Origin of the sequence: Lagierella sp., assembly GCF_029983815.1 — a bacterium.
Classification (GTDB): Bacteria; Bacillota; Clostridia; order Tissierellales; family Peptoniphilaceae; genus Mediannikoviicoccus.
Genome location: NZ_JASBYU010000003.1, coordinates 59,315 through 73,029 on the forward strand (window position 1 = coordinate 59,315; position 13,715 = coordinate 73,029).

15 protein-coding genes and 1 CRISPR repeat array (1 of these 16 cut by a window edge) are annotated in these 13,715 nt (G+C 30.3%); all 15 genes read right to left on the reverse strand.

What is annotated here, in order from left to right:
• Positions 1-12: 12 nt before the first annotated feature.
• Positions 13-1,104 carry a sugar-transfer associated ATP-grasp domain-containing protein gene (locus Q1K37_RS02485; protein WP_300409033.1) on the reverse strand — a complete coding sequence of 364 codons (1,092 nt, stop codon included), beginning with the start codon at positions 1,102-1,104 and terminating at the stop codon, positions 13-15.
• Entirely contained in the window at positions 1,101-2,069 is a 969-nt protein-coding gene (locus Q1K37_RS02490; protein WP_300409035.1) for an ATP-grasp domain-containing protein, read from the reverse strand. The genes Q1K37_RS02485 and Q1K37_RS02490 overlap by 4 nt, the downstream gene beginning before the upstream one ends.
• Positions 2,066-2,647, reverse strand: coding sequence for a GNAT family protein (locus Q1K37_RS02495; protein WP_300409037.1), 582 nt, complete (start codon positions 2,645-2,647; stop codon positions 2,066-2,068). The genes Q1K37_RS02490 and Q1K37_RS02495 overlap by 4 nt, the downstream gene beginning before the upstream one ends.
• Entirely contained in the window at positions 2,577-3,275 is a 699-nt protein-coding gene (locus Q1K37_RS02500; protein ID WP_300409039.1) for a sugar transferase, read from the reverse strand. Before Q1K37_RS02500 ends, Q1K37_RS02495 begins: the two co-directional genes overlap by 71 nt.
• Before the next feature lie 13 nt (positions 3,276-3,288).
• Positions 3,289-4,455: a LegC family aminotransferase gene (locus tag Q1K37_RS02505; protein ID WP_300409041.1), complete on the reverse strand. Its 1,167-nt coding sequence runs from the start codon at positions 4,453-4,455 to the stop codon at positions 3,289-3,291.
• 40 nt (positions 4,456-4,495) lie between these two features.
• Entirely contained in the window at positions 4,496-5,920 is a 1,425-nt protein-coding gene (locus tag Q1K37_RS02510; RefSeq protein WP_300409043.1) for an LCP family protein, read from the reverse strand.
• Between the two features lie 9 nt (positions 5,921-5,929).
• Positions 5,930-6,307 (reverse strand): SH3 domain-containing protein, encoded by a 378-nt coding sequence (locus Q1K37_RS02515; RefSeq protein WP_300409044.1) that lies wholly within the window; start codon positions 6,305-6,307, stop codon positions 5,930-5,932.
• Positions 6,304-7,098, reverse strand: a complete 795-nt coding sequence (locus Q1K37_RS02520; protein ID WP_300409046.1) for a CpsB/CapC family capsule biosynthesis tyrosine phosphatase — start codon at positions 7,096-7,098, stop codon at positions 6,304-6,306. Before Q1K37_RS02520 ends, Q1K37_RS02515 begins: the two co-directional genes overlap by 4 nt.
• A gap of 33 nt (positions 7,099-7,131) precedes the next feature.
• Positions 7,132-7,800, reverse strand: coding sequence for a CpsD/CapB family tyrosine-protein kinase (locus Q1K37_RS02525; RefSeq protein ID WP_300409048.1), 669 nt, complete (start codon positions 7,798-7,800; stop codon positions 7,132-7,134).
• Positions 7,801-8,481, reverse strand: coding sequence for a Wzz/FepE/Etk N-terminal domain-containing protein (locus tag Q1K37_RS02530; RefSeq protein WP_300409050.1), 681 nt, complete (start codon positions 8,479-8,481; stop codon positions 7,801-7,803).
• Between the two features lie 234 nt (positions 8,482-8,715).
• On the reverse strand, positions 8,716-9,345 hold the full coding sequence (locus Q1K37_RS02535) for an RloB family protein (protein WP_300409052.1): 630 nt from the start codon (positions 9,343-9,345) through the stop codon (positions 8,716-8,718).
• Positions 9,346-9,352: 7 nt separating this feature from the next.
• Positions 9,353-10,633 carry an ATP-binding protein gene (locus Q1K37_RS02540; protein WP_300409054.1) on the reverse strand — a complete coding sequence of 427 codons (1,281 nt, stop codon included), beginning with the start codon at positions 10,631-10,633 and terminating at the stop codon, positions 9,353-9,355.
• A gap of 100 nt (positions 10,634-10,733) precedes the next feature.
• Complete coding sequence (gene pabB, locus Q1K37_RS02545) at positions 10,734-12,746, reverse strand: aminodeoxychorismate synthase component I (protein ID WP_300409056.1); 2,013 nt, start codon at positions 12,744-12,746, stop codon at positions 10,734-10,736.
• 367 nt (positions 12,747-13,113) lie between these two features.
• Positions 13,114-13,242, reverse strand: a complete 129-nt coding sequence (locus Q1K37_RS02550) for a hypothetical protein (protein WP_300409058.1) — start codon at positions 13,240-13,242, stop codon at positions 13,114-13,116.
• 129 nt (positions 13,243-13,371) lie between these two features.
• Positions 13,372-13,587, reverse strand: a complete 216-nt coding sequence (locus Q1K37_RS02555; RefSeq protein ID WP_300409059.1) for a hypothetical protein — start codon at positions 13,585-13,587, stop codon at positions 13,372-13,374.
• 2 nt (positions 13,588-13,589) lie between these two features.
• Positions 13,590-13,715: direct repeats of the CRISPR family, unit length 36 nt; unit sequence GTCTTACTCCCATATAAAATTACATCATTCTCAAAC (it continues 636 nt past the right edge of the window).

Consider the following 13,715-nt stretch of genomic DNA (forward strand, 5'->3'; position numbering starts at 1 on the left):
AAAACTCCTTTATTAATTTTGAGCATATTTGAGATTCTTATTCAAATATACATCTGTTAATACTTTTTCGGTTAAATCTCCAAATGTTGGTCCAAAGGTAATTTGATTTGAACCTGGACAACTATTGAACTCAATAAAGATCGGTTCACCTTCTTTAGAAACTGTAAAATCCCATCCTATTATTTTGAAATGAGCAAGCTTTTTGTGTTCTTTCTTGATTATTTCTAATATCCTATCATAGGAAGGAACCTTTATATCGATAAACTTTATGCCATGGTTATTTTCCCTAACCCATTCTGCCCTTCTATTTACTCCTTTTTCTCTAAGATTACCATCATTATTGATGGGGCAAGCAAATCCTCCGGCACCTACATTATCAATTTTATTTCCTTCAGCCCCTATCCTTAAAATAGATGATAAAATATGAATTTGGTTTTCAAATAAGAAAGAAACAACTCTAATAGTATTTATTGATGATTCATTCAACCTATTTAAAACGTCATGTTGTTTTACTTCTTCTTGTATAATATAATTTGCTTTTAACGAGTCCATATAGCTAACAAGTTCTTCCTTACTATATTTATCTTTTTCAAAAAAATGTATAAGTCTTCCTTCTCCACTATCTATGGACGGTTTAATTAAAAAGTTTTTATTATAAGAAAGACAAATTTCTATTGCCTTTTCTTTATCGATAATATTCATGTTTGCATCATAAAAAACGCCAGCAATATTTTTTACAACCGTTTCTGGTCTTCTTATATTTGGAAATAAAACATCATGTAGACATTTATCCTCAGCATATCTCCTAAACTGAGGATTACTATAATAAGGAACTATTTCACCATAATAGTAGTCATCTGGAATATACCTAGGATTAACCTTTCCTTCTCTATCAGAAAATATATTATACCAATATTTTTTCGGTTTTTTCCCAAATTTTTCCCAATATGGCAAAACTATCTTTTTATATTCTTCATCACAGTGGTGACCACCCTTCATCCGTTTTAAGCGAATTTTAGCCTTTTTCCTATATTTGTACTTTCTAAAAAGATTTTCTATACCTGAAGTAAAATCATCAAGAGCTTTTCTATAACCGCTTCTCATAGATTTAACTCCTTAATTAATATTTCATTATACTTCATCATATAATTCCCTTCTTTATAATTCCCATTAATTTTTATATTCTTTTTGTTTTTCAAATTATTAATTATTAATTCCATATGATTTACTCCAGACTCATATGCGTGAGGATAGCCACCACCAAATCTGGGATTCACTTCCGAAATAAAATACTTTCCATTCACATCAAAAACATCAATATCTATTTGTCCTAGAAATCCAAATTCTTTTACAAACTTTTCTAATAGGCTGAAAAGTTTTTTATCTTTAAATGACACTGCTTTATCAGTTTCTCCGGCTCTCATCTTTATTTTCTTTTTTGTAAAAATTGAAACTACTTCCTTACTTAGCAAATCTATGTAAACATCTGCCCCTATCTCTTGTCCATCTAGAAATTCTTGAATAATTAAATCTTTTTCATTTAAGAATAGTAAATCCAAAGTTTCTTTGTTGTTTACTTTAGAAATTGATATACTTGCAGATCCTCTATTAGGTTTAACAAAAACTGGAAAATCTATTAATCTATTTTCATAATCTTGATAAAATTCATCTTTATCAATATAGGTTTTAGCACAATTATAACCGTGTTTAGTCAACCAGTTGAACATTTCATATTTATCTAATGCCCTTTCACACACTTCATAAGATGATCCTATAATAGTAACTCCTATATCATTAAATTTTTCTTCATTTAAAGATATTAGAGACAACTCCGGATCTATCAAGGATAATAAACCAGATACTTTTTCCTTTTCACATATTTCTAAGATCTTTTCTATATACTTTGGATCTGAAATGGAAGGAACAATGTAATATTTGTCTGCTTCATAAATTGCAGGAGCTAATTCACTCATATCTGTAGCAATAACATTACCTTCCCCATGAAGCGCTTTTCTAAAGTATTGTATTATTTTGTTCCTAGTTCCTACACTTAAAATTAATATATTCAATTAAATCTCCTATAATTCTTTAAAAACTCTTGTCGCATAATAGCATACCTACACCTATCAATAAGTTGATTATCAGATTTTCTAAATATATCTTCCTTGAAATGTCCTTCCTTTTCAAAACCTAATTTTTCATATAACCTTATAGCAGGTTCATTATCAAAATCAACATTTAAATAAACTTTATTAATTCCAAGCTTTTTAAAAGCATATTCAAGAATTAATATGCTGGATGAAGTTGCAATACCTTTATTCTTGTAATTATGCTCTCCAATAGTTATGTAAAATTCCGCTTTACAATCAGTTTTATTAATATTTAATAATCCTATTAAACCTACTCGATTATTGTCATATTCAATAACGCAATCCAATCTTATTGTATTATCCTTGTTTTCATACCATTTAAAAGTATCTTCAGAATTCAAGGGAATATTATAATGAAGAAAAAAATTATTTTCAGGGTCATTTATCCATTTTAACTTTAATTCTATATCAGATTCTTTAAATTCTCTAATGGTTAAGTTTCTTTTCTGTAATTTTAGAATTATTAACACCTTCTTTAATGTTATAACTTGAATCATCTAACGATGTAATTGATTTTTTTCTCTTATCAATCAATTTTTCAACTTTACAATCACTTCTTACATTTATATCTTTTCTTGCTAACACTTTTGCAATTGTATTAAAAAATATATTGACATCTGTAATAAAGTTGATGTTTTTGACATATTTAATATCATATTCAAATCTTTTAGACCACTGGATTGTATTTCTACCATTGATTTGTGCAAGTCCTGTTAGTCCTGGCCTTACTTTGTGTCTAATTTTTTCCTCTGATGTATAATAAGGTAAATATTTTACAAGAAGAGGTCTTGGCCCTATTATGGACATATCCCCTTTCAGTATATTGAATAGCTCTGGCAACTCATCTAATGAAGTAGAGCGTAACACCCTTCCAAATTTTGGTAGTCTTTGATCGTCAGGTAATAAATCACCATTTTCATCTTTCTCATTTGTCATGGTTCTAAATTTATACATTGTAAAAAGCTTCTCGTCTTTACCTGGTCTTACCTGTTTAAAAATAGCAGGTTTGCCCAGTTTTACTCTTACCAAAATATATAAAATAATAAGTAAAGGTGATAGTATTATAATTGCTAGAAGAGAAAGCACTATGTCAAGGAACCTCTTTATATACTTGGAATATAACATTTTATCCCTCCAATTATATTTTCGAAATTTCTTCTAATACGTCACAAACAGCATGTACTTCTTCTTCTTTTAATTTTGATGAACAAGGTATGTTTAAAATATGTTTTGAAAAAATATTTGCTTTTTCTATTTTATAGGCTTGGTTGTGTTCATAGGGCTTTTGGAGATGGTTAAGTCCCCAGATAGGTCTTGAACCTATACCTTTTTGATCAAGCTTTTGCATAAGTTCTTCTCTTTCTAAAGGATACTCGTCTTCAATATAAAGGGAATAAAACCAATAGTTTGGTCTTGTTCCTTCGTTGAAATCTAAAATACTAAGCCCCTCAATTTCTCCAATTCTTTCTTTATAGATATTGTAGTTTTTCTTTTTTGTTTCAATAAAATCATCTATTCTTCTCATTTGGCTTATTCCAAATGCTGCACTTATATTTGTAAGTCTGTAATTGTAGCCTATTTCGTTGTGCTTATATCTCCAAGGATCTGACTTTGCCTGTACTCCTAAAAAGTTAATCTTCTTTAAGTACTCTAAATTATCTGAAACAACTATGCCTCCGCTACCTGTGGTTATTATCTTATTAGCATTAAATGAATATACTCCTAGATTTCCTATAGTTCCACAGTATTTATCTTTATACTTTCCTGATGTATACTGAGATCCTAAAGCTTGGCAAGCATCTTCCAGAACAAAAAGATTATATCTATTAGCAATATCCATAATTCTTTCCATATCTGCTGGATTTCCAAATACATGAACAACCAAAATACCTCTAACTTGTCTCTTAGATTTATTATTTATTACTACTTCACCATCAAAATAGCATTCGTTTTCAAGGAAGTCTTCTATTTTATCTGGATCTATATTTAAATCTTCTCCACAGTCCATAAAAACTGGTTCCGCTCTTCTATACTTAATAACATTAGAAGAGGCAATAAAAGTTAGAGTTGGTGTTATAATCTCGTCTTCTTGGTCAACACCTAAAACTCTTAATGCTAGATGTAGACCTGCTGTACCACTTTGAACAGACTTTGCTCCAGGTGATTTTACATATTCCTTTATTCTATCTTCAAATTCCAAAATGAATTTTCCTCCAGTAGATACCCAACCGGATTCAATACAATCTTTTACATTTTCTAAAATATCATAATCTAAATTTGGAACTGAAAGCTCTATCCTATCCACGGCTCCTCCTATTTAGTTTCACCAATACATTTAATTGTTTTTAATTTACTTTTTGATTTTCCTTTATCATTTCTTTTACTTCACTTAAACTAGTTTCATCAGGGACCATCATATATAATTCAAATCCAGGCATTGCATAGGATGGTAGTCCTATTTTCCCAGTACCTTTTAGATCTTGTGTATCTATTTTATATCTAGTGCTTGAATCGAATTCTCTATTTACCATTTCAATCATTTGCGCTTTGGAAAGGTTGGTCTCTGCCCCTTTTTCCAATATATTTAAGACTCCATTAGCTTTTAATAGATTTTCAGGTCTTGTTCCCTTTTCTATCATGGCTTTTAGAACTCTCTCTTGATTTCTTCCTCTGTCCCTATCTCCATCTTGTAGAGTATATCTTTCTCTAGAGAAAACAAGGGCTTTTTTACCATCAAGATGTATTTTTCCCTTTGGAAAATTAAGTCCATTAGTTGTAAATTCCTGTGGGTTTTCAACATCGATCCCATCTAATAAGTTTACAATGTCAATAAGTGTATTGAAATTTACTTTTACATAGTAGTCTATGTCTATATCCAAGAAGTTTTCTAAAGTTTTTATTGATGATTGCACACCATACACACCTGCATGGGTAAGTTTATCCATCTGATCGTTGCCACCTTCTGCTATTGGCAAGTAAGTGTCTCTTGGTATTGTAGTAATCAAGATTTTTCTAGTTTCTTGATTTACTGAAAGTATTAAGTTTACGTCGGACCTAGAAACTGTTTGAATTGGACCAAATGTATCTATTCCTGAAACATACACATTAAAGGTACTTCCAACCTCATCCTTTGTTTTTGTATTAGCTAGTTCACTAAAGGTTTTAGATGTTACCACTTCTGTAATATCATCAAATTCTAGTATATGTTCATTAATCATCGGTCTAAACGCTTCATTTAATACCATTAAGTCCGATTTTTCTAAAACTAGATTATCAGCTGCACTTATATAGGAGTTTACATTTTTCTCTGTAAAGTTTTCATCTGTAACTTTTTTTAACTCTTCTAATAATTCTTGAACTCTCTGTTTATCTTCCGATTCTGTAATATCTAGTTCTAATTTTCTCTCAGCTACTATTTCTTTTAAATCTGTAGACTTCAACTTAACCACTGAAAGTTCATTTTTTATTTCAGAAGGTTTATTTGATGTTGAAATATTGTCAATAGATGAAATTGTAGTGTATAAATAGTAGGATGAAATGGAGGTTAAAATTATTAGGAGTATCTTTAGTACTATACCAATAACTTGTGAAGCCTTACTTTTTCTAGTACTTAGGAAAACACCCAAAATTAAAATTAGAAGGAGTGTTCCTATAATACCTACTTGAAATTTTGTAGGAAGCAAGTTATTTATTATTAAAATTGCAGATAATCCTCCTATAGATAACACTGCAAGAATACTAATAATTTGAATTATAACTTTCTTTTTCATGTTTTTCTCCTAGTTTTCAGCTAAGTACTCAGAAAGTACATATCCTTCATATTCACCAGATTGTATTTTAGACCATTTTTGTCCATCAAACTCAATTTCTTCAAGAATATCCACTGTAGTTCCTCTTGTTAGAGAGGTTACTAGATTTTCATTTGCTCCAGGATTTTCTCTTACATTTAGGGATTCTACATCGACTTTAGCCCTTTTTTCTTCATCTGTAGCATCGGTATCGATTCTGTCCTTAGCTTGACTTTCCATTGTTGCCAAATTATCTGTTTGTTTTTTGTTTTTATCTCTCACTGAAGTATAAGTTTCTTTTTTATAACAAGATGTAAATGTTAAAAAAACACATACTGTTATAATGACTAACCCTATCTTTTTCTTCAATTTCTCCACCCCTTAAATAACTTTGACAAAAATGATTCTTTTTTCTTATGTTGAGTTTTATTGTTAATTATTTCTCGTTTTATCGATTTATTTTCTATTAGTTTGTATGGATTTTCAATTACTACTTCGTTGAACCAATGTTCTCCCATTTTTTTTCTCAAGTACTCTAGTTCAGTTTTAACCTCTGGGTTTCTTATCTCTGCAGAATGGGTGTCCGTAGCGACAAATTGTACCATTCTTTTTTCTATTAGCTTATTTGCAAGTTTATAGTCTGTACTAGATTCTCTTTTTAAAGAATTCAAGTTAATCTGAATTGGTACTCCAGATTTGTACAAGTCTTCTATAAATTTAAAGTTGGACTTTGTAATCTCATATCTTTCTACATGGGCTAAAATTGGCCTATAACCCATTAGCTGAATTTGAAATATGATGTCTTTTGCATAATTTGGATTATTGTGCAGTGGCAATTCTATAAGAATATACTTGGAATCAGCCATCAGGATAATTTTTTCTTCCTTAAGTGAAGTTATGGTCTTTTCATCTAGAAAAACTTCATTTCCTAAGTAGATTGTAAAATCAATTCCTCTATCTCTTAACTCTTTGTCCAGAAGTTTTTTGCTTTCTATGATTTCAGATTTTAAAGGTAAATATTTTTCATTGTAATGATGGGGTGTTGCAATTACTCCTATATATCCATTTTTTTTATATAGTTTCACTATCTCTATGGATTCTTTTAGAGACTGTGAACCATCATCTAAATTAGGTAACAAATGTGAATGTATGTCTATCAATCTACTCACCTACTTCTGTCTATTAGTAATTAATTACTCCTTACTATGGTATCCATATCCGTAACTCTTATTTTTCTTGCTTTTTACCTTATTGAATACTATACCAAGGATATTGGCTTCTACATTATTTAAATTTTGCAATGTTACTTGAAGCTCTTCTCTTTTTGTCTCCCCTTGTGCAATTACAAGAACCGTTGCATCCACAATGGTTGAAAGTATTTGAGCGTCCGTTAAAAGCCCTGCTGGTGGTGAGTCTATAATTACCAAGTCGTAAATTTCTTCTGCTTTATGAATGAAATTTTCCATTTTTTGCGACCCTAATAGCTCTGAAGGGTTTGGCGGAATTGGCCCAGTTAAAATAATATCTAAATTGTAGGATACTTCATCTTTTATAACAATCTCACTCTGTGTAGTATTTTGAACTAAAAAATTTGTAATTCCTATATCGGAAGTTACATTAATCTGTTTACCAACGGAAGGATTTCTCAAGTCACAGTCGATAAGTAATATTTTTTGACCATTCAACGCCATTGATCTTGCTAACATAAGTGTTATTGAGGTCTTACCTTCGTTTGGATTTGTTGAAGTTATAAGAAGTGACTTTAATTTGTTATCGGTTGAAGAAAATGAAATATTTGTCCTCAATGTTCTTATAGCTTCATCAATTACCGATGTATTATCATAATAACTTTTACTAGCCATCTATTTCTCCTTTATTTTAGGAATTACTCCTAATATTGGTAAATTAAATTTCTTTTGAATTTCATTCGCTGATTTTAGTGTAGTATCAAATATTTCTAGGAATGTGGCAATTAACATAGATATGAAAGCTCCTAGCAATATTCCCAGAATCGTATTTATTTTAACTCTAGGGGATACCGGTTTTTCTGGCAATACAGCTTCATCTAGAATTTTAACATTATTAATATCCATGATTGGTTTAATATTTTCCTGAAATATTTCTGCAGTTTCATTTGCAATATCCATCGCTCTTTCAGGAATATTGTCTCTCACAATAATGGAGATCAACTCAGTATCTTTTACATTAACTACTTTTACTTCTTCTTGGTACTTTTCTCTCGTAAAATCCAACTGTAGGTTTTTTATAACCTTATCTGATATAGCTCTAGATTTAATAATCTCACTGTATGTAGATACGAGCTTTTGGTTTAACAGTACTTGATTATATTGTAAATTCTGATCTTTATCATCATAACCCTCAGACTTTCCAATGATTAAAGTTGAAGAAGCTTCATACTTAGGTTGAATAAAAAATTGACTTACTGTAAAGGCTAGAAGCCCTCCTACCACCATAAATGCAATAATCATAGTCAACCTCTTTTTTAAACCGTTGAAAAGTTCTAGCAATGTTAACTCTTCCATATATTTCCTCCAAATTTAATATAAGTTTTCAGATTCAAATTTAATTATAATTCAAATTTTTATTATTGTAAAGTCAAGTCTTGGCTTTACATATTCTTTACAATACCGATTATCATATCTGATTTTTCCATTGAAAATTGATTAAATTAATACCAGGTGCAACAATTTTACACCTGGGATATTCAGTATATTTGTCAAATTTGATTAACCTAATATAATTAAATATTCAAAAATCTAATTTTTCTTTTCCCTTTCCTCAAGACGTATAAGCAAGTCTACTAAATCATACATATTTGAACCACAAAGTCCACTTTGAATTATATCGTATAAACTAGGTTTATTCCTAGCTCTCTCACTAGCAGTTAGTATTTCTTCTCTTCCAAATTTTATACCTTTTAAGCTTTTATTATATTTTGGCAAATGATTTTTTAAAGTTTCTAATATCCTTTTTGTAGTTGAGCATTTTGGTTTCTCAACAAAATGTAATAATAACCAATACTCAAAGCACGTGCTATTGACTATTAAAATCCGATTTTCTCCTTCTCTTTGCCACTTTTTTAACTTGTTAAATTGTTCAGTTATTCTATTATTGTTTTCTTCCCTATCTAAAATTATTACTTCGATGTCATGTGGATAATAATTTTTGTTAGGGCCAGATTTTTTTACTTTTTCTTGATGATATTTTAATATATTTATTGGATCTGATTTATTCCGGTTTTGTCCTATGATTTTGATATTATAATTATCCAATGGGAATGTTGTTTTTAAGATCTTTAAATAATCCTCTTCGGTATTTGCGCCTTCACAAGAAATGTGAATTGTCGGTTTTAACCTTCTTTGTTGAATCTTTCTTCTATTTGCCATAACTCACCTAAATATTAATCCTAGGAGTTCCACCTAAACGACCTTGTAGGTATAGAGACTCTAAATTATGATTCTTTTTTACATCCTTAAAGTCACCAACTGAAACTATATTAGATTCATTATATTTGTTTCTTTCAACAACCCATAGCTCATCTCTTCTAAAAATTTCCTGTGTAAAAAGATTTGTGTCATGAGAAGTAAATATTAATTGAGATCTTGAATTACTTTCATAATTATTTAAGAAATATTTAATTAAACCACTTGTCATAGCCGTGTGTAGGCTTCTGTCAATCTCATCTATTATTACAACGGAAGGTGTTCTTGTAAGGTTATAAAAAAGCGGAATTAATTCCATTGCTTGGCGAGTTCCCATTGACTCCTTGAGAATCTTAAATTCAACTTCTCCATCGGCACTTTCATGTATTGTTATCAACTCATTAACATTAATTCCATTATCTTCATTTTTTTCAAACATATATATAATCCCCCCTCTTCCAGAAATAACAGCACTGGTTGAATTGGTGGTTTCAAATTCATTCAAAAATTGATTTATAATTTCTTTAGGCATGGATAAGTTGTTAATATCAATTTGTTTGAAATTAACTCTTTTAACCCCAGTATCAAGTAAAGGTAAAAACTCATTAAGCGCACAAATATATTCCTCAATATATAAATTATCAAGGCGTTGAAAACCATCTGGTGAAAGGATTATTAAATTTTTAAACCAATTAAAAACTTTTTCAAATTCAAGTTCTTGTTGGTCGATTGTATTTGATAAAAATAGCCTATTAGATCTTGTACCCCTTGCTATAGTTGTTAATGTGTTATTATCCTTATATTTTTTCCCTAAAACTATACTTTCTTTATCTCTATCATATAGAAGATGCTTTCTACTACTATTCTCAAATTCAAGTTTTTCCCTTAAAATTCTCTTTTCATCTAGTTCTATGGTTAAATGATAGATATTGTCATCTATCAACATTTGTAGATAAAATTCTGTAGGTTCATATCTTGTCTTCTCATCTAATTCATACTTTTTCACAGGTATTAAAGACTGAATTGAAGGATAATCAACTATTAGATTCCTTATGAAATATAAGGCATCAATTAGATTTGATTTTCCAGAAGCATTCCCACCAAAAATACCTGCTGCAGGTAGAACATTCATAGAAAACTTTGGTATATTTGCTCTTCTTTCATTGTGTTGTTCTTCTCTACTTGAAATAGTCGATATAAAATTTTCTTCTTTAAAAGATTTCCAATTGGACAATCCAAATTCTAATAGCATAAAATCCCTCCTTTTGTTTAATTATATACCACAATTTTGCTTTTTTCAATCTGTAGAAAGGATTCCTTTCTTTCGAGCGGAATTTTATTCTATCTTAAACCTACTCACTTCCTTCTATTTCAATCTCATAGTCCTCAGGCAGTCCATAATATTCCTTTACACTAGTCAACGCTCCTTTTGCCTTAAGTAAGATTTCTTCAAATTCTTCTTCTGAATCTGAAAGGTTTACAATCGCTCCGCCAACTCCCAAGGTTGTCCTATCTTTTTCTATTACCGCTGTTCTAATTACGATATTAAAATCCATGGTTTTGTTATTTGAAATATATCCTATGGCTCCAGAGTACACTCCTCTTGGACAGGTCTCAAGTTCATCTATTAATTCTAAGGTTCTCTTCTTTGGTGCTCCAGTCATGGAACCTCCTGGAAATACTCCTTTTAAAACGTCTACTACATCATATTCTTCATCAAGCGTTCCACAAACCGTTGTAACCAATTGGTGAAGTGTTGAATAGGTCTCTACTTCCATGAGTTTAGGGACATTTACTGTTCCAATTTTAGAAATTTTACCTAAGTCATTTCTTAATAGATCAACTATCATCAGGTTTTCCGACTTTGTTTTTATTTCTTCTTTTAATTCTCTTATTAATTTTTCATCTTCTTCTTTATTTTCCCCTCTTTTAATAGTTCCTTTTATAGGTTTTGATTCTATAATGCCCTGTCGGTTGAGCTTAATAAATCTTTCCATTGAAGAGCAGGCTATGGAAATTTCATCAAAGTTTAAAAGGGCAGAGTAAGGTGCAGGGCTAATCCTTCGCAGTATCTCATAATATTTAATAGGGTCAAGTCTATCATGGATATCAATTCTATTGGTAAGACAAATCTCGTAGGATTCTCCCTGTGTGATTAATTCTTTGCATTTTTCAATATTTTTGATATAGGTATTTCTATCTTGAAGAAGGGAGATTGTCGGTAATTCGTTTTTTGTAGTAATGTCTGTTTGAAGGTTATTTTCTTCAAAAATCAATTCTTTTGCCTTGTCTTGAAAATCTTCATCGTCTTTGTAACTTAGGACATAAACTTCATTTTCAAGATGGTCTACTATTATCGCCCTGTCAATATATTTAAAGTAGGCATCGGAATAATTATATTCCTTTTTATTATCAACCAGTATATCCTTCTTCAATTCGTATCCTAAGTATCCAATATATCCTAATTGAAAGTTGCAGGGAATTTCATCAACAAAGTCCCATTCATATAAATTGTTATCAAAGTAATCAAAAATGTCTCCTCTATATACTTCCTTTTGATTTTTATACTCAACCGTTACTTCTTGACTACCAACATGGTATTTTATTGTTTTACATCTTTTACCATCCGTTAGACCAAAGATGGAAAACCTAGATAAATCCTCATTAACCATGGAACTATCTAACCATAATGTGTTTTTATCATAGCTTAAAAGGTTATGATATAAGTCTAGTGTTTCTTTATTGAATTTATATTTTCTAAAATCCAAAGGATTTTTTGAATTGTAGAACTCTTTGGATAATCTAAAGAAATTTTCAATTAATTCTTTTCCAAATTCAGTGCAAATTGACTCAGGGTGAAACTGAACTCCATAAATGGGTTTTGTCTTATGGGAAATACCCATAATTATCCCATCAGCCGTTTTTGCATCAATATTAATATCTTCCAAATCCATTTCTTTACATACTAAAGAATGATATCTTGTGACATTAAACCCTTGTTTCAAGCCTTTAAATAAAGCATTGTCATTATGAAACACTTTACTTAACTGGCCATGTACCGGTTCTGGTGCAAGCTCAATCTCTCCACCATATAAATAGTAAATACCTTGTTGACCTAAACAAACCCCTAGAATAGGCTTGTCAAGTTTTGTTATTATATCTTCGCAAACACCAAAATCTTCTTTACGCTCTGGCCTACCTGGTCCTGGGGAAATTAACACATTGTCAAATTTAAGATTTAAAATTTCATCAAAATTCATCTCGTCATTTTTGATTACAATTGGTTTTTCTCCCGAAACTTCCGCAACCAGTTGGTAAAGGTTAAAAGTATAAGAATCATAATTATCTATAATTAATGTCTTCATTTTCTCTCCTTGATATTAAAATAGCGTTAATAAAATAAACCTTGATTTAAAAAAATCATTCCAACCCTATGATACCATATGCTAGGATTGAAATGACTAGTTAGATTACTATGAATTTGATGTTTAGTGAAATCGTGAGTATAGCTAAGGTTTTAATTTTGGTGTTTTTGGAGTTGGTATAATATCTTGTTTTAAAACCCCCGCGTCTGCGGGAATTATTCAATAACTTCAAACACTTTTTCACATTTTATTTCTTTTTATTTTCCTATAGCTCTTTGCCTTTGCACCGTACTTTTCATATACTCTCGATAGGTGTTGGCAAGTACTACTACCAACTGTTCTAGGAGAGTTTTAACCCTCTTTCTTGTTAATTATCATTTTCCTTCATAATCTTTTCAATTTTTTCTACCGCTTCTTCCTTACTTTGAGATGATTCTATAATTTCTACTATCATCTTTAAAACCTTTTTAAATTGTTCATTTGTCATACCTTCCATTTTTTGTCTCCTTTTTCTTTTCTTTCACGTCAATTCCTTGATTGTAACTAGATTATGTCATATTTCAAGATGTTGTCAAGTCTTTTTGTGCTTTTGTTTTTAATTTTTTATTCGTATTATTTTCAACGTTTAATCATTGTTTTCAGTTTTCTTGTTAAAGTTTGGGTTTTCTTTTTTGAAAATTTCTTCAAGTTCTTTTATGTCGTCCATATTTTTAGCGTGATATCGTGCAAATGATCGTGCCGAACTCCTTGAATTTACATATTTATTTCGTGCCTTGTTTTTCTCCCTCCATCTTTGACTTGCTTCCCTTTGGTACTTTGGTGTTTTAAATTCATTTTCCAATTTATCGCTCCTTTAATAAAATTACATCATTCTCAAACCTTTTTCATGAATAGGCAGTACGTTCCTATGTCTTACTCCCATATAAAATTACATCATTCTCAAACAGCCCTGATTATCGCACCAAACAA

What these genes read in the sequence shown, in the direction of transcription:
- Q1K37_RS02485 (WP_300409033.1), bottom strand. Translation starts at nt 1,104, where the DNA reads ATGAGAAGCGGTTATAGAAAAGCTCTTGATGATTTTACTTCAGGTATA.
- Q1K37_RS02495 (WP_300409037.1), bottom strand. Translation starts at nt 2,647, where the DNA reads ATGATTCAAGTTATAACATTAAAGAAGGTGTTAATAATTCTAAAATTA.
- Q1K37_RS02500 (WP_300409039.1), bottom strand. Translation starts at nt 3,275, where the DNA reads ATGTTATATTCCAAGTATATAAAGAGGTTCCTTGACATAGTGCTTTCT.
- Q1K37_RS02510 (WP_300409043.1), bottom strand. Translation starts at nt 5,920, where the DNA reads ATGAAAAAGAAAGTTATAATTCAAATTATTAGTATTCTTGCAGTGTTA.
- Q1K37_RS02525 (WP_300409048.1), bottom strand. Translation starts at nt 7,800, where the DNA reads ATGGCTAGTAAAAGTTATTATGATAATACATCGGTAATTGATGAAGCT.
- Q1K37_RS02530 (WP_300409050.1), bottom strand. Translation starts at nt 8,481, where the DNA reads ATGGAAGAGTTAACATTGCTAGAACTTTTCAACGGTTTAAAAAAGAGG.
- Q1K37_RS02535 (WP_300409052.1), bottom strand. Translation starts at nt 9,345, where the DNA reads ATGGCAAATAGAAGAAAGATTCAACAAAGAAGGTTAAAACCGACAATT.
- Q1K37_RS02540 (WP_300409054.1), bottom strand. Translation starts at nt 10,633, where the DNA reads ATGCTATTAGAATTTGGATTGTCCAATTGGAAATCTTTTAAAGAAGAA.
- pabB (WP_300409056.1), bottom strand. Translation starts at nt 12,746, where the DNA reads ATGAAGACATTAATTATAGATAATTATGATTCTTATACTTTTAACCTT.
- Q1K37_RS02550 (WP_300409058.1), bottom strand. Translation starts at nt 13,242, where the DNA reads ATGGAAGGTATGACAAATGAACAATTTAAAAAGGTTTTAAAGATGATA.